This is a genomic window from Dyella kyungheensis (genome assembly GCF_049913195.1).
Taxonomy (GTDB): domain Bacteria; phylum Pseudomonadota; class Gammaproteobacteria; order Xanthomonadales; family Rhodanobacteraceae; genus Dyella; species Dyella kyungheensis.
Window position 1 is genome coordinate 2,963,104 of sequence record NZ_CP183983.1, and the last position, 23,645, is coordinate 2,986,748.

Annotated in this window: 25 protein-coding genes; 12 read left to right on the forward strand and 13 right to left on the reverse strand. The window is 58.6% G+C overall.

Features of this window, described 5'->3' with window-relative positions; translation table 11 throughout:
* Positions 1-4 precede the first annotated feature (4 nt).
* The 3 genes from ACN9MB_RS13345 to ACN9MB_RS13355 are packed head-to-tail and all read left to right on the forward strand — an operon-like array spanning position 5 to position 1,353.
* Positions 5-577: a hypothetical protein gene (locus tag ACN9MB_RS13345; RefSeq protein WP_426269207.1), complete on the forward strand. Its 573-nt coding sequence runs from the start codon at positions 5-7 to the stop codon at positions 575-577.
* Position 578: 1 nt separating this feature from the next.
* The gene (locus tag ACN9MB_RS13350; RefSeq protein ID WP_426269208.1) at positions 579-758 is read left to right on the forward strand and encodes a hypothetical protein; all 180 of its coding nucleotides are present in this window, start codon (positions 579-581) and stop codon (positions 756-758) included.
* Positions 748-1,353, forward strand: coding sequence for a hypothetical protein (locus ACN9MB_RS13355; protein WP_426269209.1), 606 nt, complete (start codon positions 748-750; stop codon positions 1,351-1,353). The genes ACN9MB_RS13350 and ACN9MB_RS13355 overlap by 11 nt, the downstream gene beginning before the upstream one ends.
* 528 nt (positions 1,354-1,881) lie before the next feature.
* Here ACN9MB_RS13355 and ACN9MB_RS13360 read toward each other — a convergent pair.
* Positions 1,882-2,103 carry a hypothetical protein gene (locus ACN9MB_RS13360; RefSeq protein ID WP_426269210.1) on the reverse strand — a complete coding sequence of 74 codons (222 nt, stop codon included), beginning with the start codon at positions 2,101-2,103 and terminating at the stop codon, positions 1,882-1,884.
* 69 nt (positions 2,104-2,172) lie between these two features.
* Here ACN9MB_RS13360 and ACN9MB_RS13365 point away from each other — a divergent pair, with 69 nt between their 5' ends.
* The 3 genes from ACN9MB_RS13365 to ACN9MB_RS13375 are packed head-to-tail and all read left to right on the forward strand — an operon-like array spanning position 2,173 to position 5,230.
* The gene (locus tag ACN9MB_RS13365) at positions 2,173-2,379 is read left to right on the forward strand and encodes an excisionase (RefSeq protein WP_426269211.1); all 207 of its coding nucleotides are present in this window, start codon (positions 2,173-2,175) and stop codon (positions 2,377-2,379) included.
* On the forward strand, positions 2,331-3,497 hold the full coding sequence (locus tag ACN9MB_RS13370; protein WP_426269212.1) for an Arm DNA-binding domain-containing protein: 1,167 nt from the start codon (positions 2,331-2,333) through the stop codon (positions 3,495-3,497). The genes ACN9MB_RS13365 and ACN9MB_RS13370 overlap by 49 nt, the downstream gene beginning before the upstream one ends.
* Positions 3,458-5,230: a site-specific integrase gene (locus ACN9MB_RS13375; protein WP_426269213.1), complete on the forward strand. Its 1,773-nt coding sequence runs from the start codon at positions 3,458-3,460 to the stop codon at positions 5,228-5,230. The genes ACN9MB_RS13370 and ACN9MB_RS13375 overlap by 40 nt, the downstream gene beginning before the upstream one ends.
* 92 nt (positions 5,231-5,322) lie before the next feature.
* On the opposite strand, the gene ACN9MB_RS13380 is transcribed toward ACN9MB_RS13375, so the two are convergent.
* On the reverse strand, positions 5,323-5,628 hold the full coding sequence (locus ACN9MB_RS13380; RefSeq protein WP_426269214.1) for a helix-turn-helix domain-containing protein: 306 nt from the start codon (positions 5,626-5,628) through the stop codon (positions 5,323-5,325).
* Between the two features lie 105 nt (positions 5,629-5,733).
* Between ACN9MB_RS13380 and ACN9MB_RS13385 the strand changes: the two genes are divergently transcribed.
* Both ACN9MB_RS13385 and ACN9MB_RS13390 read left to right on the forward strand, forming a co-directional pair.
* A complete protein-coding gene (locus ACN9MB_RS13385) occupies positions 5,734-6,162 on the forward strand; it encodes a hypothetical protein (RefSeq protein ID WP_426269215.1) in 429 nt (142 codons plus the stop codon).
* 11 nt (positions 6,163-6,173) lie between these two features.
* Positions 6,174-6,713: a hypothetical protein gene (locus tag ACN9MB_RS13390; RefSeq protein ID WP_426269216.1), complete on the forward strand. Its 540-nt coding sequence runs from the start codon at positions 6,174-6,176 to the stop codon at positions 6,711-6,713.
* Positions 6,714-6,822: 109 nt separating this feature from the next.
* Here the strand turns inward: ACN9MB_RS13390 and ACN9MB_RS13395 are convergent, their stop codons facing one another.
* From ACN9MB_RS13395 to ACN9MB_RS13435, 9 genes are all read right to left on the reverse strand, one after another.
* The gene (locus tag ACN9MB_RS13395) at positions 6,823-7,665 is read right to left on the reverse strand and encodes a DUF6216 family protein (protein ID WP_426269218.1); all 843 of its coding nucleotides are present in this window, start codon (positions 7,663-7,665) and stop codon (positions 6,823-6,825) included.
* Between the two features lie 74 nt (positions 7,666-7,739).
* Positions 7,740-7,952, reverse strand: a complete 213-nt coding sequence (locus ACN9MB_RS13400) for an ECs_2282 family putative zinc-binding protein (protein WP_426269220.1) — start codon at positions 7,950-7,952, stop codon at positions 7,740-7,742.
* A gap of 229 nt (positions 7,953-8,181) precedes the next feature.
* Positions 8,182-9,291 carry an ImmA/IrrE family metallo-endopeptidase gene (locus ACN9MB_RS13405; RefSeq protein ID WP_426269221.1) on the reverse strand — a complete coding sequence of 370 codons (1,110 nt, stop codon included), beginning with the start codon at positions 9,289-9,291 and terminating at the stop codon, positions 8,182-8,184.
* On the reverse strand, positions 9,288-9,920 hold the full coding sequence (locus ACN9MB_RS13410; RefSeq protein WP_426269222.1) for a hypothetical protein: 633 nt from the start codon (positions 9,918-9,920) through the stop codon (positions 9,288-9,290). Before ACN9MB_RS13410 ends, ACN9MB_RS13405 begins: the two co-directional genes overlap by 4 nt.
* Before the next feature lie 21 nt (positions 9,921-9,941).
* Entirely contained in the window at positions 9,942-11,318 is a 1,377-nt protein-coding gene (locus ACN9MB_RS13415) for a hypothetical protein (protein WP_426269223.1), read from the reverse strand.
* A 107-nt stretch (positions 11,319-11,425) separates the two neighbouring features.
* Positions 11,426-14,110, reverse strand: coding sequence for a MobF family relaxase (gene mobF / locus ACN9MB_RS13420; RefSeq protein ID WP_426269225.1), 2,685 nt, complete (start codon positions 14,108-14,110; stop codon positions 11,426-11,428).
* A 50-nt stretch (positions 14,111-14,160) separates the two neighbouring features.
* Positions 14,161-16,086, reverse strand: a complete 1,926-nt coding sequence (locus ACN9MB_RS13425; RefSeq protein WP_426269226.1) for a type IV secretion system DNA-binding domain-containing protein — start codon at positions 16,084-16,086, stop codon at positions 14,161-14,163.
* Complete coding sequence (locus tag ACN9MB_RS13430) at positions 16,083-16,364, reverse strand: hypothetical protein (protein WP_426269227.1); 282 nt, start codon at positions 16,362-16,364, stop codon at positions 16,083-16,085. Before ACN9MB_RS13430 ends, ACN9MB_RS13425 begins: the two co-directional genes overlap by 4 nt.
* Positions 16,336-16,743 carry a hypothetical protein gene (locus ACN9MB_RS13435; protein ID WP_426269228.1) on the reverse strand — a complete coding sequence of 136 codons (408 nt, stop codon included), beginning with the start codon at positions 16,741-16,743 and terminating at the stop codon, positions 16,336-16,338. Before ACN9MB_RS13435 ends, ACN9MB_RS13430 begins: the two co-directional genes overlap by 29 nt.
* Positions 16,744-17,041: 298 nt before the next feature.
* Between ACN9MB_RS13435 and ACN9MB_RS13440 the strand changes: the two genes are divergently transcribed.
* Positions 17,042-17,977: an HNH endonuclease gene (locus tag ACN9MB_RS13440; RefSeq protein WP_426269229.1), complete on the forward strand. Its 936-nt coding sequence runs from the start codon at positions 17,042-17,044 to the stop codon at positions 17,975-17,977.
* A 30-nt stretch (positions 17,978-18,007) separates the two neighbouring features.
* Here ACN9MB_RS13440 and ACN9MB_RS13445 read toward each other — a convergent pair whose 3' ends face one another.
* The gene (locus tag ACN9MB_RS13445) at positions 18,008-18,703 is read right to left on the reverse strand and encodes a GIY-YIG nuclease family protein (protein WP_426269230.1); all 696 of its coding nucleotides are present in this window, start codon (positions 18,701-18,703) and stop codon (positions 18,008-18,010) included.
* Between the two features lie 389 nt (positions 18,704-19,092).
* Between ACN9MB_RS13445 and ACN9MB_RS13450 the strand changes: the two genes are divergently transcribed.
* The 3 genes from ACN9MB_RS13450 to ACN9MB_RS13460 all read left to right on the forward strand — a co-directional run bounded on the left by ACN9MB_RS13450 (position 19,093) and on the right by ACN9MB_RS13460 (position 21,360).
* Entirely contained in the window at positions 19,093-19,836 is a 744-nt protein-coding gene (locus ACN9MB_RS13450; RefSeq protein ID WP_426269231.1) for a hypothetical protein, read from the forward strand.
* Between the two features lie 64 nt (positions 19,837-19,900).
* Complete coding sequence (locus tag ACN9MB_RS13455) at positions 19,901-20,920, forward strand: hypothetical protein (protein ID WP_426269232.1); 1,020 nt, start codon at positions 19,901-19,903, stop codon at positions 20,918-20,920.
* A gap of 32 nt (positions 20,921-20,952) precedes the next feature.
* Positions 20,953-21,360 carry a hypothetical protein gene (locus ACN9MB_RS13460; RefSeq protein WP_426269233.1) on the forward strand — a complete coding sequence of 136 codons (408 nt, stop codon included), beginning with the start codon at positions 20,953-20,955 and terminating at the stop codon, positions 21,358-21,360.
* 282 nt (positions 21,361-21,642) lie between these two features.
* Here the strand turns inward: ACN9MB_RS13460 and ACN9MB_RS13465 are convergent, their stop codons facing one another.
* Positions 21,643-23,157, reverse strand: coding sequence for a YecA family protein (locus ACN9MB_RS13465; protein WP_426269234.1), 1,515 nt, complete (start codon positions 23,155-23,157; stop codon positions 21,643-21,645).
* Positions 23,158-23,645: the final 488 nt, after the last annotated feature.

A 23,645-nucleotide genomic window follows, 5' to 3' on the forward strand; every position in this document is an offset into this window, starting at 1 on the left:
AGCCATGACCACCGAGCGTAGTGGGATGAGTTTGGAAACCGTACGTGATCGCTTGTATGGCATATCTCGTGCAGAAGAGACCATTAGTAGAGTCGGATGCCGCGAACTTGCGGAAGCCATCGACGCCCAACTATCCCGAGATGCGGGCGTGAATGCCGTCGCGTTCTCCACCGTTTCCGCAGTGGTCAAGGCTCTAAGTCGTGTCGGGCATGCAGCTCCTGAGAGTCAAGAGGAACAAGCCGCTAGGTTTGAATCTCTAGTTATCGATCTATGTCGAGAGGTTGATGGGCGCTATGACCGTTCCACAACTTCTGTCAGTGAAGTAGACGCGATTGGCCTGATCGACGGCCTGAACATGATGGCTAGTTCAAGCGACTCGACCGGCCACGACAGTGAGTCCGAGTTTCTACGGTGCTGCGCTCACGCGTTTCGTCAGTCCTTCGCCGCCCGGCATGCGGCTGTGCCTGATGAGTTTGTATACAAATACCGCGCTGACGGCAGCGAACCAAATATGGATTACATAAGGGGCTGGAACGCCTGCCGAGAAGCCATGCTCGCGCAACGGGATGGGGTTTGAGATGTCCACCTATAACGGATGCACTCGTGACGATCATGAAGATGCTTTATGTACGGCGGTGAGTGTCTATAACGGGAAGTGGCCGGACGAATTGACCAGCGGCGTGCTGTTCTATTACGGGCAGCGCATTACCCGCTCCGAATTCGAAACGTATGCAAAGGATTTTGGCTATGTCAAATGACAAGACCGCCGAGCAGCTTAGGGCTATCGCTGACGCCGCCGCAGTAGACGCCTTCGCTACGGCCATGAAGGAAAAGCTAGCTCAGGCCCGAGCTAAAGGTCGTAGCGGTTGGGGCGATAAGGACGACTGCTCGCAACAGCATCTATCAGACATGCTGCGAAGCCACGTTGATAAGGGCGATCCACGCGACGTGGCTAACTTTTGCATGTTCTTGTACGCGCGCGGCGAGTCGATCAACACCCGCGCCGATAGCGGTGAGGCGGTTGCTTGGCTTGTGACTGATGGCTCGCTATTCGTTGATAAAGCGTTCACGACGAAAGCGCATGCGGAGCGTTCGGTATCTGATCGAAAGGATGGTGCGCATATCGAGCCGCTATTCACCAACCCGCGCGCCACGGCGGTTGATGTGCGGGATGCGGTTCAACGTAACCTTCTGGCTGCCGCTCAGACCTACTACACGCGCTACTGCGTTGACGAGTCCGACGAGGATGGCCCGCACTGGACGGGATGCTCCGAGCAGCAAAGCATAGATGCTCGCGAACTGCGTGACGCCATATCAGCCGCCATCGCCAGCCGCGAGCGGGAGGGGAAGTGAGCCAGCGCCATCCATATCGCGCTAGGCCTGTCGCCGGTAGCCATACCTGGTTGACGCCGCCCGAGATTATCCAAGCGCTTGGTTTGTTCGATCTCGACCCGTGCGCTGCGCCGTCGCCGCGCCCTTGGCCGACTGCCGTTCGTCACATGGAGTTGCCAGAGGACGGACTGGCCGCCAAGTGGCATGGCCGCGTCTGGTGCAATCCGCCCTTTGGCACGCATACAGCCGCATGGCTTGCACGCATGGCCGACCACGGTAACGGTATCGCCCTAGCATTCGCGCGCACGGACACGGCCATGTTTCATCAGCACGTGTTTCCGAGATCTCAGGCAGTGATGTTCTTGGCTAAGCGCCCGCACTTCTACTACCCGGACGGAACACGAGCGACGGGAAATAGCGGCGGTCCGATTTGCTTGATTGCCTACGGCAGGGAGAACGCCATGAAGCTTGAACGATCCGGCATCAAAGGTGCACTCCTAACCCACCACAGCGTCAGCGAGGCGGCTTAGGATGAGCGATTCCCTACGCCTACGGATCGATCGTGGCCGTGATGTCGTTCTTCGTCACGAATTCCTGCAATGCGAGTTTGTGCGTGGAGTCGGGTCCTATCTCCATGCGCTCCTCAACATGCCGGAGTCCTTTCGGCCCCCAAAACTCCACGCGCCAAACGTATGGCTCATCCGCCACCCCAGCACAAACGGCAGTAACCGTGTCGCCGCGACGGTCCATCAAATCGTAGGACAGCCCCATGCGTGAACTCCCCATCTTGTTGAATGGCCCCATGGTCGCCAGCGTCGAGGCGGCGCGCAAGGGGGATAAATGCTCCGCCACGTAACGATCAGCAAGTTTTCCAAGGAATCTGGCTACACCGAGAACGCCATACGCATGAAGATCAAGAACGGCGTATGGTTGGAAGGTGTCGTCTGGATCAAGTCGCCCGACGGGCGCGTGCTCATCGATACAGAAGGATATGAGAAATGGGTCGCCGGCCAGCAGGTGTCCGCGCTGCAACAAAAGGCAGCGTAGAGATTGACTTTTACTACCGCGGCGCGCGATGCCGCGAACGCCTGAAGCTTCCGCCGACTGCCGCGAACCTGAAGTTCGCTGCCAACCTGAAGGCGCAGATCGAGTCGGAGATCGCCCGCGGCTCGTTCGAATACGCCAAGTTCTTCCCTGACAGTAGGCGCGCCACGACCCTTAGCCGACTTCCGGGCGCCGCCCTGACCATCGAGAAGTCGCTGGGGACATGGCTTGCCGGCATGAAGGGCCAGATCCAGCACACTACATTCGACGACTACGACAAGGCCATCCAGAATGTGTGGGTGCCGGCGTTCGGCCCGAAACGGCTGACGGAGCTGACCCGCGGCGAGCTGAAGGAGTGGGTGTCGGCGCAGACCTGCGGGCTAAAGCGGATCCGGAACCTGCTACTCCCCATGCGTGGCATGTACGCCCAGGCCATGGACGACGAGCAGATCACGGCCAACCCGTTCATTGGGTGGACGCCGCGCAAGATCGAGGCGCCGAAGGAAACCGACGACGTTGACCCCTTCACGCCGGCGGAGGTCGCCGCGATCCTGGAAGCCAGCGAGGGCCAGATCCGAAACCTGTTCCAGTTCGGTTTCTGGACCGGTCTTCGCACCAGCGAGCTGATCGCCCTGCGCTGGGAGGACGTCGACCTGGTGAACGGCATGATGACCATTCGCCGGGCCAAGGTACGCAAGAAGGTGAAGACGCCCAAGACGAAGGCCGGGCGCCGCACGGTGATCCTGCTCGCGCCGGCGCTTGAGGCTTTGAGGTCCCAGCGTGCGTTCACGCAGCCCGCAGGCGCCGAGGTGTTCCTCAACCCTAGGACGGACGCCCCCTGGCTCCACGACGGACCGATCCGCAAGACGGCTTGGCACCCCGCCATCAAGCGGGCTGAGGTGCGCTATCGCTACCCCTACCAGATGCGCCACACCTTCGCCTCGACCTTGCTGAGCGCCGGCGAGAATCCGGTCTGGGTCGCCTCGATGATGGGGCACAAGGACTGGACGATGATCGTGCGAACCTACGGCCGTTGGATTCCGTCCGTTGCACCCGACGCCGGCCAGAAGGTTGCAGCTGTTTGGTCAACATCCGGTCAGCACACTGCCGCGAAGCGTTGATACAGCTCAAGGAGCGCGGGTTCGACTCCCGCCACCTCCACCAAAACCTGTCGGCCGATCAGCTTAAACCACTGATCGGCCGATGCTTTTTAGGCACTCAACGATCTCCGAAACGCCTTCCCACAGGTATCGTTTTGGGTATCGTTTCTATGCCGAAACCTTTTATCTTCCAGCGATCGACTGGTTGGTATGTCCGCTTTCTGGTGCCCCAGCACGCGCGTGCGGCGATGGGTTCTCGCTTCATTGTTCGTGCCCTGGGCAACATGGGCGGCGATGAAGTCCGATTGGTGGCGGCTCAACTCGGCTACGCTTTGTCACGTCAATGCGCTGCCCTCAGAGCCTCCATGACCGATGCTTCAAAGCCTTCCCGACAGGCCCTCAAACTTTCCACTAAGTTGGATTTGGACCCGTGGGGGTTTGCTCGGGAGTTCGTGAACTACACCATCGAAATTGCACCCGATGGCACACGCCGCATCCATGCACTGGGCCCCGCCGATCACGCCATGGCGCTGGAAATGCTTCGGGAGATGGACAAGCGCTATCAACCAACAGCCATCATCCCAGCCTCGGCCGCTGTGTTGCCCGCAGCCGGGCTAACGCCTCTTTTGTCTGAGCGCATCTCGCTGTTTCTCGCTCAGTTCAAACAGAAGCAGCGGGCCACCGCAAATGTATTGGACACCACCCACACGCTGCGACTGTTCCTTGGCGTTGTCGGTGACAAACCGCTCTCTGCGATCGGACCCGACGACATTGATGCCTTCCTGGCCGTCATTGCCGATTGGCCCATCAATGCCAGTAAGAAACCCGACTACAAAGATCTGGACGTTCTTGGCGTGCTTGCTCTGTCGCGTCGGCTTCATCCGCCCACCATTGGTTTGCGCACCCAAGAAAAACATTTGGATCGGTTACGGGTGTTCCTCAACTGGTGTGTGAAGCGCCAACACTTGCCCAACAACCCGGCATCCGATGTGCATGTGATGACCCGGTCCCAAGAGGACGAACGCAGCCGTCGCGCGTTTTTGCCCAGTGAACTGCAAGCCTTGTTCGATCCGGAACGCCGCGACCAACATTGCCGCACGCCTGCACGGTGGTGGATCCCGTTGTTGGCGTTACACAGTGGCGCCCGTGTCAATGAGCTTGCCCAGCTCAACACCGCGGACATCGAAGAAGTAGATCACGTGTGGGGTTTCCACGTTGCCACTCGATTTTCAGAGCAGCACTTAAAGAACCCCAAAACGAAGCGATTTGTTCCGCTTCATCGTGCGTTGCTGGAAGCAGGTTTCCTGGCCTATGTAGCCGATGTCACCCAAGCACAAAACCAGGCCACGGGTCCGCTGTTCCCAGGACTGGGCAAATCAGGTGGAGATAAGGTGGGCGACTGGTGGAACCGCACCTACATGCCGTTGTGTGGCATCAATGATGACAAGCTGGTGTTTCATTGTTTCCGGCATACGTTCGCAACCTTTGCCGAACGTGCAGGCATGTCCGAAGGACGCATTGCCCGCATCACCGGGCACAGCACCAAGGGCTCCATTTTGTCCGAGTTCTACATTGATCCGCCGACCCTGTTGGAGCGCGTGGGCACCGTCAACGCTGTGGCCTATGACTTGCCGCCGCCCGCTCCCTATGTGCCTCGTTCGGTTGGCGCGTTCTTTCCAAAACTGGACCGTGTGCAACAGCGACGGGTTGCCGTGGAAGCACGTGCAGCGCGTCAAGCTCAAAAAGACCGTTAACGCCACATGATCAGATTGGAATTCTTGGCCGACATCGGGCGCCAGTCACGTCTGGCGCTTGGTGTTGGCCGACCGTGGGAAGAGGCTCACCGCTAGGCTGTCCCTTTCCGTCCCCCAGGTTTACGTCCGCCGCCCAGGACTTTCTCTACTTCCGTGGCCCATGCAATCAGATCCGTGCCGCAAGCGTGGCACCAGTCCCGGATTTGCAACGTGTCCATCTTGGAACCGCGTTCCGCAGCACTCACATAGCTTTGGGTTCGGCCCAAGGCTTCTGCAAATTGCACCTGGTTCAGTCCCGTGCGCTCACGAAAGGCCCTAAGAAGCTCAATGATCACCTGGTTTTCAGGGCGATGGATGGACTTCGCCGGGCGACGAACGGCTTTTTTGACGGTGGCCATGACCTTCTCCGGTCTAACGAGATAGGCCGTAAAGCTATATGCATCAATGCGTTACGCATTTACTGCATACGCGTTTATCCATTATTAGAGTAAGATCGTCGCGGGATGGTTACGCTCAACCTCACCAAGGACGGTGCAGGTGGCCTTGGTGAACCGATTGCACCTGCTCCAACCACAGGGGTTCCCATGAAAAATCTTTTGCAAACCGTCCTGACAGTCGTGGCCGTGCTCGGCCTTGCCGCCTGCGCCACCACGATCGGTCGCGACTACGACCAGAGCAAGGTTGCTCAGTTTGTTCCACACCAGACCACCCTGGATCAGGTCATTGCCGCACTGGGCCAGCCGCAGGAACGGGAAACAGAGAGCGATGGCACCACACGCCTCCACTATCAGTTCATTGTCAGCAAGTCCTCGGTTACGGATTACGTCCCCTTCGCCCCCGTGAAAGCGAACACCGACAGCAAGGACAGCTACCTGTATTTTGATAAAGCTGGGCGTTACCTGCGTGCCGAAAACAACCAGGCGGCCATGTAAGGACTTGGCCCATGACGAGACCCTTGACCCTCTCCGATGAAGGCGGCTGGACGATCATTGCAGCCCGGCCCTCTCCGATGCCCAAACGCGGGCCGGTGCTCGCGCTGCTGCTACCCGCCTTCTTCTGCCTTGTCCTGATTGCCAATGGTGCCGCCAAAGTCGGCGTCATCATCTGGCTGGTGATCTCCGCGCTGATTTTTGCCTGGCTCTCTTATGTGAACCACCGGAAGCGCCACGGCAAACTGGGGCCGTTTGCCGTGAAACATGATGCCCTTCGTTTGCCGGATGGCACGGTGGTTCCAAGCGATCGGGTTCACCGCCTTGGCGTCCGGAATACGGAGACGCAGCACGTCATCTTCTATGGCGGCGGGGCCATCCAGCAGTTGGGTCAAGCGGGAGCAGCCATGACACGGCAACGCATGGAAAAGATTTCCAATGCGGTGGTGGCCGAGCATGACGGCACGCTGTCTTACCTGGCGGGAGGCCTCACGCCCGAGTTGGCCCACGCCGTGCTCCAAGAGGTGACCCGTCGACTCGACGGCTTTGCGTAACCATGAGATCAATTCAACTTGGGTCACCGGGAAGTTAGGCGAACCACGCCGATGCACCGGTCACCGGGGGGCCACCTCTGCGGAGGTGGCTTTTTCCTTGGTGGCCCGTTCAAGACTCCGAAACACTCGCCGGAGGTGATGACGGTGATGGCGCAACCTCCCCCTGATCATTGGGCTTTTGCCGAAAGGCCAACCAGCTCCTGACGGCGTTGGCGGCTCGAACCTGTTGCAAGCGCCGGCGACGAACCATGTAACAGGCTGCGGAGAGAACCAGCAGCAATGCGCCCAAAACCCTTTGCTGCATCAGTCCATCGCTGACCTTCATTTCCATCGCCTTGCTTCCAAAAGCCTCACACAAGGCCTTGGTATGGACGACATTGAAACCGGCCGCTCCCGTGTTCGTCTTGGGGCATTCTTCGGAAATCAGAAATGGTCTGTCAGCCCCCAACAGCTTTGCATCGTTCGTCCCCAGCCAGGCCTTGGTGCCATCATCCTTAAAAGAGACCAGCACCCGACTTTGTAGGAGCCAAATTGCCCCGAAGACGGCCACCGCCAGGAAAATCAATCGCAAGACAAAGTGAATGGCCTTGGCCTTTTCAAGGGATGGAACATTCTCCTTGATGGTCAAATCCCGTCGATGGAAATAGGGGCCGCAGTCCCCCAGCATTCCTGGCTCCAACTCATGCTGCTTGGCAAAGTCCGAAATACGCTTCATTTCTCCCGGTGTATCCGCCCAGGCCAGAAGCGCCCGGAAGGCCATGAAATCCGCCCGCTCTTGAACGGCCGCGCGCACGGTCTCGTCGGAGATTTCGTGGCCCGACCGCACGAGCCGCCACAGCCGGTAACGCACCTCGAAAAGAGATTGGGTGCTTGCTGCGGCCCAGAGCAACGCAATGGCAAACAAAATTCCACTGACCAGCCAGGTCAAATGGCTGTGCAACACTTCGATCATGGGTCCCCTCCCCCATACAACATCAAGTCATGAGCACACTGATGGGTGCCCCTGGTGTGATCAACAGATCTTCCCTATTTGAAGCCGGCTTTCCGGAACGCATCTTTCAGCTGCTTTTCCACGGCACTCTTGATCTGCTGCCCGGCTTGCCGCATGACCTGATCGTGCCGTCCACTGGCCCCGCAACGGGCGCACGTGATGATGTCCGACGGCTTGGGGTTCTTCGGCATCTCAAACTTGTCGCTGCCGCATGAACATTTGATGCCAACTTGGGTCGTGGTCGTCATGGTGGTTCCACGTTTGCAGCGGAGTGCTGCCAAGGTAGGAGACCATGGACTGATCTCAGAACCTGAGACGGGTCAAGTCAGCCCGTCTAAAACACACCCGTCTCACTTCGCCCCAGCAATGAGACGTTGGTCAAAGGTTTGATGAGAACGAAGGCTGTTTCTGACCGGCTCGTTCCACATCAGTGGCCATTCCGTTCAATCACACCCGCCAAGTCTGGCAAGACGTGGGCTAAATGGAGTTCCGCCGCAACTGGTCCAGAGACACAACATTACTGGCCTCCATGCTGATCCTCCCCCGCTGCAACAAGTCAGAAAGCAGGTATGTTGTTACTCGCAGCTCGCGCGCGATGGCAGCAAGCGGAATCCCCAACTCATGATTGAGCACTTCTAAGCTGTCATTAAGCAGGTCAGGTTGCTCGGCCGGCACCATGGCGTCCTCCTTCTCCTGGATCGCCTCACCATGGCGCTTCAAACCAATATATCCGGAGCGAGCTTGATCTTCTGACAGGATTCCCAGTTGACGACCACGGAAAATCAGCGCTGCCTTAGAAACCTTCCAACGCAATTTGAGCTCAGACAGCCCCTGCCAATTCAGTCGCGTTCCGCGAATGGCCATCCGGCATTCAGAGGCAAACGTCGTGCGAGGAAGCAGCAGAGCACTGGCAAAACGGTTGGCCTGGTTCTCCGTCAGCCGATCACCGGTCAGCACCCCCGTATGTAACGCGAGGTGGCCGAGCTCATGTGCCACACCGAAACGCTGACGACAGCCCGAACGATTGTCCGTATTGAGGGCAATCAAAGGACGGGCTGTCGCAAACGAGATCGCATCAATGTCCGGAGCCAAGCCAGCCACGTTGATCACGATGGCTCCAGCGTTCTCGGCAACACGAGTCATGCTGCTGAGCGGACCACGCCCCAAACCAAAGGTATCTCTGAACCGCGTGGCCGCGACTTCAATAGCCTCTGCGCTGTCTGGTTCAGACCCCTCAATGCCATAAGTGGGTAACTGCAAATGCTGGTCGAGCACCCCTATGACCTGGTTCAAAATTTCACCGCGTGCACGCGCATTCTGGCGAAGCGTTACTTTGGTCGTGAGATTGCTACGGAAATGGCATTGCTCCTCAGAGATGGGCGACCCACCGGGCATAAAAAAGAACTCTGGCAGCACGCCCAAGCGTTCTGCCAAGTCATCTGCCAACGGGGTAGAAATCCCCTCCCCACCATTTTCAAGCCGGCTGAGGAACTGCTTAGAAATATTGGCCGACAGCCCCAGATCCGCCAGCGAAAGATTGTGAAACTGGCGAATCAAGCGCAGCTTCGCGCCATTGAACTCGTTCATGTTGCTTCTGTGTCAGGTGATGCACTGTTCTCGTCGTTGGCCGCCTCCGGCCGAGCGACATCGGTTTCGGGCAGCTTCGGGCGCACGGTGGCTTTGTTGATCGTGATCTCCGGAGCCTGCTGGATGCTTTCGGCGTAAAGCACGCGAGGGGTATCGGAAATCCACTCGCACACGGGGCCGCCCGCAGAATCGAATCCCAAGAAGGCTACACGCGGCTCATCCGCCCCACTCAACCCGCGATCAACAACAAAGCAAAACCGGCTTGCTTCCTCGGGTTGGCGAAACTCCTGAAAACTCATTTGATACTGATTGACCCCAATCACCGCCTGCTTCTTGGGGTTGTTGGGGTCATCATTGCTGAAACGGCAAGGAATCCCGTTGATGCTGAAAACCAGATCGTTGTTGGGGTTGATCATCCCAAGCCACAGATGCTCACCGCCACGGTGTTCCTGGCAAATTCGATTCTTTTGTCGATCAAACGCGGTGCAGCCCCTGCCGTAGCTGGAATCAGTCGGCCGCCGCAGATCATCCAAAACGCTGAAAAATTCTTCGAGGAGCCAATCGGCCACGGTTTGAAGCTGGCCCTGGCCCAATTCGGGGTGCAAGGTCCACGGAAGCGGCAGCGTCATTTGTGCACATCCTGAGATTCGTCAACCCGGGGTGATCTTCGTGCAAATTTTGACGTTCGTCAACTCATTGGGTTGTCGCCCCGCATCCCAACCCACCTGGCCTCTCTCAGCCAGGCGTTCCACCGCCAGATCCACCAACGCCGCTGCCTCCTTGGGTTTGATCAGGTGCGATGAATGAGGGCGAGCCCGAATGATCCCCTTCAATTCGCCGGGCGAGAAGTATCCAAAACTATCGCCTGGCCTGGTGCCTGTCCTTTGGGTAATTTCTTCTTTCATGCTCATCACCACAGAGTGGCAATGGTTGCAGATCCGCTGCCGCCGCCAACGCGGAGCATTGCTGGTTCCCGGGGCTCGGAACTGGATCTCACCCTTGGCCCCAAGATAAACCTGCTCATACTTACTTCGATCACACCCTGGGCAGCGCCAGTCTTCCGGCAGGGCATCCCAACTCTCAGCCATGTGGTGAGCCGAGCGAAGCATGGCCAAATAGTTGCTCGGCAGGGGCCTCCCAGGCTTTGCAAACTCTGTGCGCCAACGCGAACGGTTTGGCTGATGGATTTTCTCTTTGGGCCCGAGCTCCTTTTCCAAGTCCTCCAAATTGAGCCAATCCGTGATGTTTGCAAATCCAAGCCTGGCATTTGCATATCCATAGACAGGAATAGGAATCGCCTGGCGCTCATGCGGCTCATACCAATGCGTGTTGGTTGCTGCGGCAACAGCGACCTCACTGATCAGTCGCATTCGCAATTCATAAGCCGGCGTGGCTTCTTCCCAAACCCTTTGAGCGGCATCGAGATCAATGCGATGCGGGGCATGAGGAACGGGCAAAATAAAGCGCCTGATCTTCCCCAACGGAAACGAGAAGTGCTTGGGCAACCCAAGTTCCCTACTCGCTGTCGTATCGGCGTTGTTGCAGTCCTCGCAGATCAGCACTTCTTCATGTGCTGCGAACGCTTGGCCAATGCGCCCCACCAGGCGCTTTCCCTCAACCTGCGGGTTTTCCGTGCCATTAGCGACGAAGGCCCGACAGAACTCTTCCTCGATCGCTTCCCCCATGTGGTCATGGTGGATCGTGAGCTTGCCAAGAATTTGCCCCTTGCTCCCCAATCGACTGATCGCCACCTTGTTACGCCCACAGCAAGGACAAATCCAATCCTGTGCTGACAGGATCCAGTGACTGTTCATTTCGAACGGACGCTGTCCGTGGATCTCGTAAATCGCCTTGGCGGTGGCCGACTCCACACCGTCCAAGCTGGTGATCTCGCCTTGGCGAAAGCTGACCAATAGTTGTTCCAGTGCGCTCTTTCTAAGCTCCTGCTGTTTGTCTCCATTGCAGGGCCATGGCTGCCTCAAACACCACTGTGCAAAACTACTGTCGAATATCAGGTCGGTCTTCACGGGCTCTCCTTGGCAGTTTCGCCAGCCTGCCTCTGACGGGTCTCACGAACTGAGAGCCATCGCAGCCAGCATTGGCATCGGCCTAAACAAGGGACGCTTGGGATGGATTATGGCGTCACGACTACGGCGGCTGGTCGTGAAAGAACGTGCTGCCCTTCTTCCAGGGCGTTCACCCGCAATCGTTCCGCACCGATGCGCTCTTGAATCACGTCAAGATCTGCCTCTGTCGCATAGACCTTGAAGGTGTCTCGGTGCCGAGTGGCCGCCACCAGCCCCAAGTGAACATCCATGCGCTCCGCTGAGGCCAGAAAGTAGGCCTGGGCAACCGTTGCACCCTGGGCCCGATCCACCGTGCGGGCGTAGGCATAGTCCAAGTCCCCATATGTGGCCGTGTCCAGCCTGATCGATCGCCCCGAATCGTCCAGTCGCAAACGCAGCACCGCCGAACCCTTGGTGGTCATCCGAATACCCTCCACGGTTCCGATGGTCCCGTTCATCACACTCAGGTCTTCATCGAGTTTGCCAAACCGCAGCCGATCGCCGATGGCCAGCTCGCGTTCCATTCGTCGGCGCCCTTGCTTCAAGACCATCCCATGTCCTTCGGCCCCGACCTCTCCCTCCTTGATCAGCCTCTGGCGCATGGCTCTGTTTAGCGCCACGGTGTCCGCGTGAGTGCCCGCCATGATCACCTTATCGCAATGGCTCAGTGGCGAGGCCACATAGTCATCCACCAGAAGTTGGATGGCTTCCTCGCGCGTGTCGGTTCGCTCGATCTGTCCACGCGCTCCCCAGGCGGCCAGAATGTCGTCGCCGAGCGCGGCCTGTTCCTCCCGAGTGGTTTCCTGGCGCCCTCGCCCAGCGTGGCGATAGAACAGTTCCGAAGTGACCACATCTTGTGCATCCCGCTGGCGCCGGATCTCCCTGAGCTCAGCATCACCCAAGGCGTCCCGCAACAAGCGAAATGGCTGGCCGGCGGACACTGGGGCCAGTTGGTGGCTGTCACCTTGCAATACAAACTTAGCCCCAACGCGATCAATGTGCGCTTGAAGCCGTGCGACCGTTGTGCCGTTCGCCATTCCGGCTTCGTCCAGCACGACCACATGGTGATCGGTGAGCACCACCTTGCCCTGATCGAGATCCGATAGCAGCTTTGCTGTCGAATACACGCGATCCAGGCCCGTTTCTTCGCCAAGTTTGATCGCAGCATTCCAACTGAGAGCCACGCCAATGACCTCCCTTCCCTCCGCTCGAAACGCTCGCGTGTAGACATCGGCCACAGTGGTTTTCCCCGTGCCGGCTCGCCCCGTCAACAGGACCACGCCCGCGCCTCCGACGATATGCGCAACCGCGTGGCGTTGTTCTTCGCTTAACGAAAAACCACGCTCAACTTCAAACTCGGTGATCGCTTTTGCCAGCGTGACGGCTGCCACGGCTTGCACGGGCTCATGTGCGCGACGTTTTGCGCTACTAACCATTTCACGCTCCACATCGTTGAACCATGCCTTGGCGCAGTAGCGCGGCTCTTCGAACTTTCTCCCTGAGCGCTGACCGCTGTGATGGCTGGCTTGCGGTCGCTCGGGATTGATCAGCACCAAGTGGGGCGCCATCCGCTCCAAGAAGGCGTTGGCGTCTTTCAATATCTCGGCCACATCTTTCTGGCCTACATGCTCCCGTGCCAGTTGCGCGATGAGCTGCTGGCGCGTCCACACGGCATTCTTGGCTTGCAGTCGAGACAGGATTTCTTGATCGGACGGCGCGGATAGATCGCCGGCCAGACCTTTGAGATCGGCAGCGTTGCGAAACATGCCAGGGTCGGCTTCCCGAGCACGGCCCAGCACCTGCTGCCATAGCCGGTCCACCTCTTCGAAGGGCGGTTCCTCTTTCTGCCGGCGGGTCGCCAATGCCGCTTGTTGTTTCGTCGAACCATGTTTGACGACGTGCGACAGGATCTGCTTGCGCCGGGTGGAGAACAACTCACACGTGGCGTGGCTGACACCGGCCAGTTCGAAGCTCGTTTCTCCAGTGGGCTGCCCGAAGTCATCCAGCTCCGTGTGCTTCACGATGCCATAGCCAAGTGCGGCCAGATTCTTGGCAAAGGCCGCCCTGGCCAATGCGCCATACATGGCTTGGTGTTCGAAAAATGAGAGTGGCTCGAACCCGCCCCACTTGCCATCCGCGCCATTGGCGCAGGCATATACCAGAACATGCTCGTGCAGCTGGGGTTCGAGTTCCCGGCTTGAAAAATGGGTAAACGCGGACGCGACCAAACCGCTCACTCCAATCTTGGATGCGCCGCCATGTCCGCGCCCGGCCTCCACGGTTTGCTCCATAACGGTGAAGGCTTGCGCAACGGCGTCACGCATGGCCGCCAGGATGTCCAATCGCTCTTGATCATCGGCCGCTGCGAAGGCAAGCGATACCGATTTCGGGGCAATGCTGAAACAGCAATCGATTCCGACCCGATGACCACCCTGCCAACTGCCCCGTGGCCGCCCCCGCTTGTCGAGCACGGGAGCGCCAGTTGCGTCGAGCTTAGGCACCCAGCGGGCGGTTCGGCCCGCTGTCTGGGACAACGCATCTCCCGTCGCTGGATCAAAGCCGTGGGCCAACGCATCCATCGCCTCGCTCGACACCGGCCCGGACAGATGAAGCATGGAAGCTCCGGTCCCGAGCCAGCGTGACGTCTGCCGCGCTGTGTCCAAGACCGTCGACTCTTCGGCAGCGTCGGCGGCGTAGTAGTCGACCGCGGAGGAGCGCAGGACGAACTCCGTCTCTTTCAAGTAGTCGAGCACGGCCACTCCGGTCCGATTTCGGCCGCGCGCATCAATCCGAGTTGGGCGCATCATGCGATCACCCCCACCCCAGCCGAAAGGTCGACCCGCACCTGGTGGGCCACGTCGGCCACCAGTGCCGCGGGCTTCAGCGGGCCCAATTGAGGGCCACTGCGACTTTCACTTTCTTCTTTTGACGCGTCGAACGTGAAGTTCTGACGGGCCGCCTGTGGGGTGCCTGATGTTGGCAGCGTCCAGGCCGCCGGAACGAAGGGCCGTCGTCGGCGCGGCACGGGGCGACCCGGCCAGTCGAGCAATAGCAGGTCCTGCCCCATGACGGCCAAGGCCCGAATACCGAAGCCATGGGGATGGCGTGTGGTCGTGTGATGCCCGAGCAAGGAGGTGAGCTCCGTGGCCTGAACCAGTGGCTGCATCTCCTCTCGCACCGTCACACCCGGTTCTCCCGGCTGAATGCTGCTCAACGCGACCCGACGCTCACCGAGCATCTTGGCCAGCCGATCCCGGGTCGGTCCCAGTTGGGTCTGGCAAATGAGATGGGTGCCCAACATGCCCGGCAAGGCGGTGGCGAAGTGTTCACCGTAGATGGCCGCCAACTGCGCTAAGTCCTGCACCCCGATGAGGACCGACACCCCTTTACTGCGTCCCTTATCGATCAGCGGCGCGAGGTTGATCTTGCCGATAGCCGCCAGTTCATCCAGCACGAAGAAGATGGATCGGCCGTTTTCCGCGACATCGTCCGGCATCGCTCCGCTGATGATCTCGGGCACCAGGATGTTGAGCGCGGCCGCCAGATAACGCTGCGTGAGACCCGGATCGGGACCCGCTTGCGCGATGATGGTGGGGCGCCCCTGATAATCGTCGCGTGCCCATTCGACCAAGGAGAGGCGGCGGCGCGGTGTGCCATCGGGTTGCTTCCCTTGGCCAAACGCCTCTGCGAGTTGAGTGATGGTTCGCGTGAAAGCTGCCAACGTGGCCAGCACGTTGGTGGCGGTCACCTCACCACCGGCGACCACCGGATGCGCCTTCGCGTAGTGCTCGGCGAGCAGCGGGGCCAGCTCCGCCACCGATAGCGTGAGCAGGAAGTCCAGGTCCTCCCATCCCCAGCGAACTCCCGCTTTGCGCTGTAAGGCCCGCACACAGCCGGTCAGGATCAGCTCGGCTGCGGTGGCAAAGAACGAGTTCGCTCCTTGCTCCGATGGGATCATCGAGGAGGCGAACGTTGCGGCCTGAGCGCTCGTTCGGACATCACGGGCGATGTCCCAGTAAACGGATCGTGCATCCCATGGACTGAGGATGAGGGCCTTGCGAAGAGCGCTGGTGTAGTCCCCTTTCACATCGAGCAAGAACAGCTTTCGCCTCTTGCGAACGATCTGACGGACGATGGGGTAGATCAGTTGAGTCTTGCCCGAGCCCACCCCGCCCGCGATGAACACATGGCGAGTCCACACACGCTTGGGCAGGTCCAGCGAGGGATGAAGGCGCATGAAGCCCGGTCGGTCCTTGCCGCCCCGTTGCACGCCGGCGAACCGGACCGCTTCGCGCTCCGCTTCCTTTCCTTGAAGGAAGCGGGGACCCGAGACGTGACGAGTCATGGGGTGCGGGGTCAATGCGCGCATCCCTGCCCAAGCGGCACACAGGCCCCCCGACACCCAAGCTGGGAGCAGACGGACGTGCAGAGCCAGCGCACTGACCTGCCCAGCCGCCGGGTTGTCGAACCAAGCATCCCGAAACACATGCCCCAGCGTCAGCGTGTTCACCAGCACTTGTGGATAGGCGATCAGTTGAGACCAAAGGCCCCCGTCGGGCACCTCTGCCAGCCCAGGCAATGGACGCCACAACGCCCAAGCCACCGTCCCTGCCCCCACAGCCAAACTGACCATTCCCGCCAATACCCCATGGTCCCAACGCCGAAGACTCTGCGAAGGTGTGATGGGACCCACGGGCATCCCGAAGACATCCACGACGACGCCGCTCATGCACGGCTCCCGGGAAGACACGCCATGACCGAGAGCGTCATGGCGACCGCGCTGATGGATAGCACCACCACAAATAGCTTCGGGCGGCGACGCAACACGGCCCGCAACAGGCTGGACTGCCAAGCTACCGAAACAGCACACATGGACACGAAGGTGGCCAGGGTGCCCCATTGCGTTTCCAGTGCACCGAAGAGGGTTTGGAGTCCCACCAGGGTCACCAACACCATCGCGAAGGACCGTGCGGTCGTTTCAATCCGATTGATCGTTTCTTCTTCCATGTGTCTCCTCCATGAGATTGGCGAACCGTGCTTGCACACGATCCTGTTTGAGATGAACGATGTCCTTCCGCCCTTCCCGCATTTGCTCCCACATTCGCTCTAACAGCGTCAGGCAAGCTTGCTGCCCTTGCTTCAAGTGCTCTATATCGAAGGATGTTCGCTGAGCTGCTCCTTCCATCAGAAGGTAGGCAGACAGTGCATCCCGAACGACCACGGAAGACGTCACACCCTGCGCCTTGGCATGGCGTTCGAGCGCTTGGTCAATGGCGAAGGGAAGTCGGTAGGTGCGTCGAGTCATGCCAACAACAAAGCAGGACTTCGCCGCGGACAGAAGGCCGAGAAACGTGACGAACCTCCTAATGTCCGACACTGCTTTCATTGATCAATCAAGAGCATCGAGGCAAAGCGGCGTCAAACGGTCGGACAGGTGTGTCTGACGCATTCACCGCGTCAGATCGTCGTTCGCGGAGCCTTGCCTTGCGTGCTGTCAGACACCTCACGGTGCGTGAGGTGTATCCGGACTTTTGAGCCTCTCACGCGGAGCCAGAAAGCCATGCTTCAAGGCAACTTGCGTCCGAAGCGAACCGTCGCCTTTGCTCTTGCGCGAACGCGGCCTTCTGCTTGGATATCCCGGAAGCACGGCAAATGCCGCGCGCCACCGAGGGAGCATCAGGACGATGCCGCGATTTCTCAGACAAAGAAAAGCCGAGCACTGGTCGGCCTTCATGACCGCGATGGCTGCCCGTCATGGGACCGACACGCCAGCGAAGGCGACCTACATCCAGAGTGGCGGCGAGAGCATGGCCGGTGTGTTGTCATTGGACCCGATGCATCCGGCTCCTCAGGTGACCACGCCCCCGCAACATGTGATCGATATGTTTGGGGCTCTGATCTTGCGGGCCATGCATCACCGTCTGCGCATGCCGGCGTGGTGGCGAGAGCGGGCATATCGATGGTTCGGCGAACGATGTGCGTATTGCGATCGCCCCCTGGTTGCTGGGCCCGCGTGCTGTCTCGATCATGTGATTCCACCGGCCATTGGTGGTCCGAACCACGCCGATGCTGTCGTGCTCTGTTGCCGGGGATGCAAACGCGCCAAGGCCGGGAGGGACCTTTTACTGTGGCGACGTGAGTTTCCCGCACACCTCCACGCGATGCGCCGTCAACTGGCACTGGAAAGTCGGAACCATCCGGTTCGGGCGTCTCATGATCGAGCCGCCAAGCACGCCGACATGCTGAACCTGCGTTGGCGCCAGCCCCGCTTTGGCTGTCATTTCATGCAAACAGCTGGCGGTGCACTGATGGGATGGGAACGCCCCATAGATGCACCCGTGGCTGCCTATATGAGCCTTCTCTACGAACAAGGCGCGCAGCCGTGCATCACCTCGACGCAGGTTGGTTTGTCGCCCGTAATGTTCTGGATACCAGCCGCTGATGGAGTGCAGGGGGTGGTCAGGAACCTCATTGAACTCAATGCCTGGGTCAGGCCCACTGCGCGTGTCGAACATCTTGAACAAGAGGCGAATCTGGGCAGAACCTCAAACGGGATAGGCCTCGGAATCCACCTTCTGCGACAACATGGTCGTGACCACGGGCTGGCCGGCATCTCTTGACCCAGCGGCCAGACAGAGCACGACAGCCATTCAGTTCTTGCGCGCGGCTGCGGCATCCAGCGACCTCATGTGGTCTTTCCAGGTCAAACTGGCGTGCAATGATATGCCTGTCCCGTTGCGAGAAAGATGTTCGACAATCTGGGCATAGGCCTCGCATTCAAACCACTCCGTGTGCCCTCCGCAGCCATAATTGATCAACCCACGTTGGTAAGGGGATTCCACCCCGTGTGAGGCAAAGATGCTCTTGATCTCTTTTTCGATGGCGTGTGCTGCACTCTGGGACGAGGCATCGAACGCCATGCTCTTCTCGCCATCGAAAAGTGCGATCACCGCCTTATCAAGATTCTCTCGATACTTAACTGACCGGACAAAATCGTAAGCTCGCCGTGGCCAGTCACCAGTCATGCCCACCTTAACGGCTGAGCCATCCAACAACACCAACACATACACCCGATAGAGCGGCGCCCTGACCTCTGCGTAGACATGCGTAGGCACTTTGAGTCGGAAGCGCCGCAAAAGGGTCGAGACGAACAGCGGGCTATCTGGGTATTGGCCTCTCTTTGCTGCTGATTTGCGCAGTTTGATTTCGCCGATTCGGTTGACCAGCCAAAGCAAACGCCGCTCATCCATCTCGTTCTCGACCAGCACGCCGAAATTGTCTTCCGGCAGGCTGATGAAATCGGGGAGACCTGACGACACCGGCGTGGACTTTGGATCGGTGTTCATTGCGCGCTCCTCAATGGCTGAAGGTGGCCTTCCCAGATCCATTCTGAGTGCCCGCTTGCGACGGTGCAGCAGGGGTCAGGGTCTTCGAAGGCTCAACCAGAAGGCCAGCAATCTGTAGGATTGCCTTCTCTCTGAACAAGCTAAGAAGCACTGTCTCACCTTAACTCAGATGACCGCTTCATCCGTATCTTCTCGATGCCGGGCACGGATGACGAAGCAGAAGGTTGGCAGCAAACTTATTGCACTATGCACCTGTATCCGGCCGGCGCACTCTACGGGGGGTGCTCAATGGGGCAAACAATGGAAGCGCCTAGTCAGCGCTGCTTCAATCTCCACTGTGGTGGGTTCCGGGACAAACATTGTCTAGATCTCCAGTCGTATGATGAGGCATGGCCTCGAATATCACGATCCAGAATGACGATGAGTTTGGCCTCCTGCTTCGTGGGCTGGCCCAAGACGTGGTCGACGCCCATATCCATTGGGGGCAATACCAGGCTCTCCATGCGCAGATGGAGCGATCGCCCCAGGTCACCGCTGAGGCCTACACGTTCTGGCACTACACATTGGTCGCCCACCAACGCACCTCTCTGATGTCTCTGGCACGCGCTTACGAGAATGACCAGAAGGGACTGCATCTCCGTTCATGGCTGATCGCCATCCGTGAACATCTCCACCTGTTTAGCAAAGACCAAGTGGCGAGACGGCGCCCCGATGACCCTTTTGCCAAATGGATTTCAGAGGAGGCGGCCCAACCGAACGCAGAACAGCTGGAACAGGACATCAAAGACTGCTCCATTTATGACAATGCTGACGTCAAGGCGTTATATGTCTATCGCGGCAACCTTCTGGCTCACCGAAACGCGGAGCTGATGAAACAGGGTGACCCTTCGAAACTGCCGCCACTGAGCATTGAGCAAGTGGAAGCGCTCCTGGCGCGCGCCGTCGACGTGCTCAACCGCTACACCTATATGTTCGAGACGACCATCTATGGCACCCAGCCAATCGGCCACGACAGCATCGAACACATCTTTGAAAGCGTGCAACGTGATTTGGACCGGCGGGACCAGCTGATCCAACAACAAGCGGCCTCTCTATCGAAGCAGGTCCAGGCAGACTCCGACCCGACGAACTGACATGCGCTCACAGCTCACACGACCTCAGCCGCGCCCTCCGATGGACCCGACCGCCGAGAAGGCCATGAACGGCCTCACGGAAAATGCCTTCTTCTTTTTAAGGGGCGCTTTCCAGCAACTTGAAAATGACCCAAAAAGGTCGGTCATCGACTTCTACGCGGCAGTGGAGCTCTTCTTAAAGGCCCGATTGCTGGGTGAGCATTGGTCCCTGATCGTCGCCTCCAAACCGGACCTGCAACAGTTCAAAAGTGGTGAATTTCAATCGGTGACCTTCAACGAGGCCATTGAACGCTTTCAGCGAGTGCTGGATCAACCGATCCCTGTGGATGCCGTCAAAGCATTTGAACGAGTTCGGAAGCACCGCAATCGAATGGTTCATTTCTACCATCCCGAGGAAAATCCTTCTGCCCCGTCAATCATCGCAATCGAGCAGCTCAAAGCCTGGCACCACCTCAACCGCCTGATCACGGGAGACTGGGTGTCAAAACTGCCGGTAGGCACAGCTTTGAAAGCAATGTCGATGGAGCGCAACCTCACCCGTCATGTGAAATACGCAGAGCAGCGATTCCATCACATCAAAGTCGAACTCGAAGCCGAGAAATCAGAAGGGATCAAATTTGCCTCATGCACCTTCTGCTCGATGCCGGCCGCCGCACAGATAGATGAGCGGCCGTGGCTGCGCATCCTCGATTGCCGGATTTGCGGATCACGACGTCCAGAGATGGACTTCAACTGCCCAAACTGTCAGGTCCTTGGCACGCTTCACCCTGATGAGCCATTTCGTTGCCAATCCTGCCACCACGTTGTGAAGACCGACGATTTCTATGAGGCATTGGACCAAGACATCTCACCCATCGATGAATACATGGAAGCCGACACGCCTGCCATCTGTGATGAGTGCCTGACCTACCAGTCCGTCTGCAAACACCAAGATGGCTATCTATGCACAGCTTGCCTAAGCGCTTTCGATGCGGTCTACGCGTGCGGATGGTGCGGGGCGCTCGGCACTAAGCAACGCGAGAACAGTGAGTGGGCGGGTTGCGAGCACTGCGAAGGCAAAGCCGGCCATACGCGGAGCGAATGATCGCACCACTGTCCATGGCAACGGAGATCCCCGTGACCGATGCATCTGCATTCTGGCAAAGCTACTTCGAAGCCATCGCAGAAGAATGGAGACGGCGCCAGCTCATCGGCAATTGGCCCAGCATCCAGAGAATAAAAGTGGACGGATTCCGTGAAGGCAGATGCCATCAGAATGCAGAGCAGCACGCTGCCTCCGTGAGTGGCATGGTCGTCCATGGCTATCTTTTTATGCACCCTTGGGGATGGAATGAGGTTCAGATTTTTCCTCACTCCATCGTGCGCCTACCCGATGGCCGCCTGGTGGATCCGACACCCCACGAAGTGCCGCCCGAAGCGCTGCCATTTTTGGAACACAAGCGGCTTGATGTTCTCTTTGCGCAAGTCACCGGCAACTTTTCGGTCTTCAACGTGAAGACCCAACCCAACGCAAATCTGGGCTAGGAAGGCATACTCGATCAAGTCTTTGGCGACATCCAAAAGACCAGCTTAGAGCCACCCTTTCGAGCGCGCTCCGTGTGCCAGTCCATTGCGAATGATCGCCAACGCCGCGGACCCCGGCGGCGGGAAGATCGAGGGGTCTTTGATGGTGATGCCGATTACCCGCAGGAAGCATTTCTGACTCACTGAGTCACAACGCCCAAGACTCGACACGCGATCATCGCCAAGCCGTCCATTGGCGAAGTCCGACACTCTGACACTGTCTGTATATTCATTGATGCGAGTTCAACCGCCGAACATGGCTCCGAATACGGTTGCATCGCGCGGTCCTGACACATTGCAACACTTCTTGTTCTTACGACCGGAACCGCATGGGCATGGTTCATTGCGTCCATATCGTCGACCCAGTGCAGCGACAGACATAGGCACATCCGGAACCGGCGCCTTAAGGGTGTCAAGGATATGGTGTTCCGTCATTATGGCGCGCGCATTTCTTATGTAGGCATCATCAAGAGGATGCTCATAGGCCGCATAGATCATCACTTCCGAGTCGCCCGGCCCACCTTGCGTTTGCACACCAATGATCACGGCTTCACGAACGCCCTCCACCTTCAGCGGAATAACCAGCGCATAACCTTCGATTAGGGAACGCCTGTAGGCGCGGTATTCGGCATACGTGCCAACTGAAGGATCGAAGGGAACCAAGACCAATGCATAGACGCGACCAGGTATACAAAGCGATGAAGCGATGGCCGAACTTCGGATACCAGGAGGGACGGATCGGTATTTCTTCTCAAAGACAGTGGATAGGTGGGCACGCGAAAACGTGTTTTCCGATGCGGCCGCCCGCAAGGCGCACTCATGCAAAGTCAGATCTACATCATCTGCTTCATCGGTGTTTGCAGCGACGATTGCCTCGTCAAAAAGGGCCAAAATGCCATTCCACCACTCCGCATTGCGGAGGAGCGAGGCATGGATGCGATATTGCGGCGATGACTCGAAGCCGCGCCACTCACCCTCTGGAATCGCCACTCTGGCGCCTAGACGGTCCTTGTCGAATGGCAGGGCACCAAAACCGCCCGCCCCCCGCTCATAGAGATAGAACGCAAGCAAATCCTCCTCGCCAGCGACTTGCAGGAGATGACCTTGCCGAATCACCCGCACCTTCTCGGTCAGGTAGTGAATAAGGTCGGCAATGGTTCCCAACTGTTTGAGAACTCGGTCCAGAGTCTCTTGATCAAAGACATGAACAAACGTGCGAGTGGGGTCGATGTCTCCGACAACAAAGGGAATGCCCGAAGCGTCCACTCCCTCTTCCGGATAGTGGAACATGAGCGTCGACGAACTACCGGGGCTAATGGCGTCGAAATGCGCCTTGGCCGCCTTGTCACTGTTTGCCGTCACCGCGATGAGGTGGATGCGCGTCCGTTCGGTGACCAAGGGAAAAGGGAATGGCTCAGTCAGTTTTGCATCGAGATAGATGCCATCAGGGAACTGGCGCAGGTAGCGCTCAGCGCCCCAAAGTTGTTTGGCAGACTTTTCGATTGCACGCCGATACCAACGCTTCCACGCGATATTGATGTCAGCATGGTTCGACCACGCTTCGTCCTTGTCGGAAAATAGTAGGACATCGTCACCAAAGACGACCGTCAGGTCGGCCAACTCCTGGGACCGTCCGTTGGCTTCGCGCCGAGACAGCCCTGGATATGACCAAAGGCGAAACAGCCGACTGCGCGCAAGTGACGCGAGGTATCGTTCGCGGTTGGTGAGCCCTTCGTTTTGAGCTATCGGCTTGAGCATGGCGGCCCCTCCTGGCAGAGCCAACATTGTCTTTACGCCATCAACTAAGTGCTACACGACTTTGGCTTCCTCTCGCCAAGGGATATGACACCCACTCAATAGTCAGCCCCCGCCCGAGGTCGGCCATCGAAGCGGCCGCCAGGCGCGATATTGAAAGCCGCACCTGAGCCAACGAAAGGATCGACCTGGACCACAAACCTCTTCCGAAGCACTGCCTAGTGCTTGGCTTGACAGACCGGAATTTTCTGCAAGAAGGAAGCAACGCCTTTAACTCGTGCCCGCCTGTCCGCAGGTGTCGAACTCCCTATGCCCACGAAACGAATACAACGCGCCAACGTCGCTCGGCTCCCCTCCCGGGACCTTTGGCCCGCGCTTGGAGCGGGCGCTCATGCCATTGAATGTCTATCGTCGGGCAAGACGTGGCAGAACGTCGCGGAGGAACAACGCCTGGGTCTGACTGCCCAACAAACGCACGCCCTAGCCAACTT

Excerpts from the sequence above, each read along its gene's own strand:
- ACN9MB_RS13345 (WP_426269207.1), top strand. The coding sequence starts at position 5 with ATGACCACCGAGCGTAGTGGGATGAGTTTGGAAACCGTACGTGATCGC.
- ACN9MB_RS13350 (WP_426269208.1), top strand. The coding sequence starts at position 579 with ATGTCCACCTATAACGGATGCACTCGTGACGATCATGAAGATGCTTTA.
- ACN9MB_RS13355 (WP_426269209.1), top strand. The coding sequence starts at position 748 with ATGTCAAATGACAAGACCGCCGAGCAGCTTAGGGCTATCGCTGACGCC.
- ACN9MB_RS13360 (WP_426269210.1), bottom strand. The coding sequence starts at position 2,103 with ATGGGGCTGTCCTACGATTTGATGGACCGTCGCGGCGACACGGTTACT.
- ACN9MB_RS13365 (WP_426269211.1), top strand. The coding sequence starts at position 2,173 with ATGCTCCGCCACGTAACGATCAGCAAGTTTTCCAAGGAATCTGGCTAC.
- ACN9MB_RS13370 (WP_426269212.1), top strand. The coding sequence starts at position 2,331 with ATGGGTCGCCGGCCAGCAGGTGTCCGCGCTGCAACAAAAGGCAGCGTA.
- ACN9MB_RS13380 (WP_426269214.1), bottom strand. The coding sequence starts at position 5,628 with ATGGCCACCGTCAAAAAAGCCGTTCGTCGCCCGGCGAAGTCCATCCAT.
- ACN9MB_RS13385 (WP_426269215.1), top strand. The coding sequence starts at position 5,734 with ATGGTTACGCTCAACCTCACCAAGGACGGTGCAGGTGGCCTTGGTGAA.
- ACN9MB_RS13390 (WP_426269216.1), top strand. The coding sequence starts at position 6,174 with ATGACGAGACCCTTGACCCTCTCCGATGAAGGCGGCTGGACGATCATT.
- ACN9MB_RS13395 (WP_426269218.1), bottom strand. The coding sequence starts at position 7,665 with ATGATCGAAGTGTTGCACAGCCATTTGACCTGGCTGGTCAGTGGAATT.
- ACN9MB_RS13400 (WP_426269220.1), bottom strand. The coding sequence starts at position 7,952 with ATGACGACCACGACCCAAGTTGGCATCAAATGTTCATGCGGCAGCGAC.
- ACN9MB_RS13405 (WP_426269221.1), bottom strand. The coding sequence starts at position 9,291 with ATGAACGAGTTCAATGGCGCGAAGCTGCGCTTGATTCGCCAGTTTCAC.
- ACN9MB_RS13410 (WP_426269222.1), bottom strand. The coding sequence starts at position 9,920 with ATGACGCTGCCGCTTCCGTGGACCTTGCACCCCGAATTGGGCCAGGGC.
- ACN9MB_RS13425 (WP_426269226.1), bottom strand. The coding sequence starts at position 16,086 with ATGAGCGGCGTCGTCGTGGATGTCTTCGGGATGCCCGTGGGTCCCATC.
- ACN9MB_RS13430 (WP_426269227.1), bottom strand. The coding sequence starts at position 16,364 with ATGGAAGAAGAAACGATCAATCGGATTGAAACGACCGCACGGTCCTTC.
- ACN9MB_RS13435 (WP_426269228.1), bottom strand. The coding sequence starts at position 16,743 with ATGAAAGCAGTGTCGGACATTAGGAGGTTCGTCACGTTTCTCGGCCTT.
- ACN9MB_RS13440 (WP_426269229.1), top strand. The coding sequence starts at position 17,042 with ATGCCGCGATTTCTCAGACAAAGAAAAGCCGAGCACTGGTCGGCCTTC.
- ACN9MB_RS13445 (WP_426269230.1), bottom strand. The coding sequence starts at position 18,703 with ATGAACACCGATCCAAAGTCCACGCCGGTGTCGTCAGGTCTCCCCGAT.
- ACN9MB_RS13450 (WP_426269231.1), top strand. The coding sequence starts at position 19,093 with ATGGCCTCGAATATCACGATCCAGAATGACGATGAGTTTGGCCTCCTG.
- ACN9MB_RS13455 (WP_426269232.1), top strand. The coding sequence starts at position 19,901 with ATGAACGGCCTCACGGAAAATGCCTTCTTCTTTTTAAGGGGCGCTTTC.
- ACN9MB_RS13465 (WP_426269234.1), bottom strand. The coding sequence starts at position 23,157 with ATGCTCAAGCCGATAGCTCAAAACGAAGGGCTCACCAACCGCGAACGA.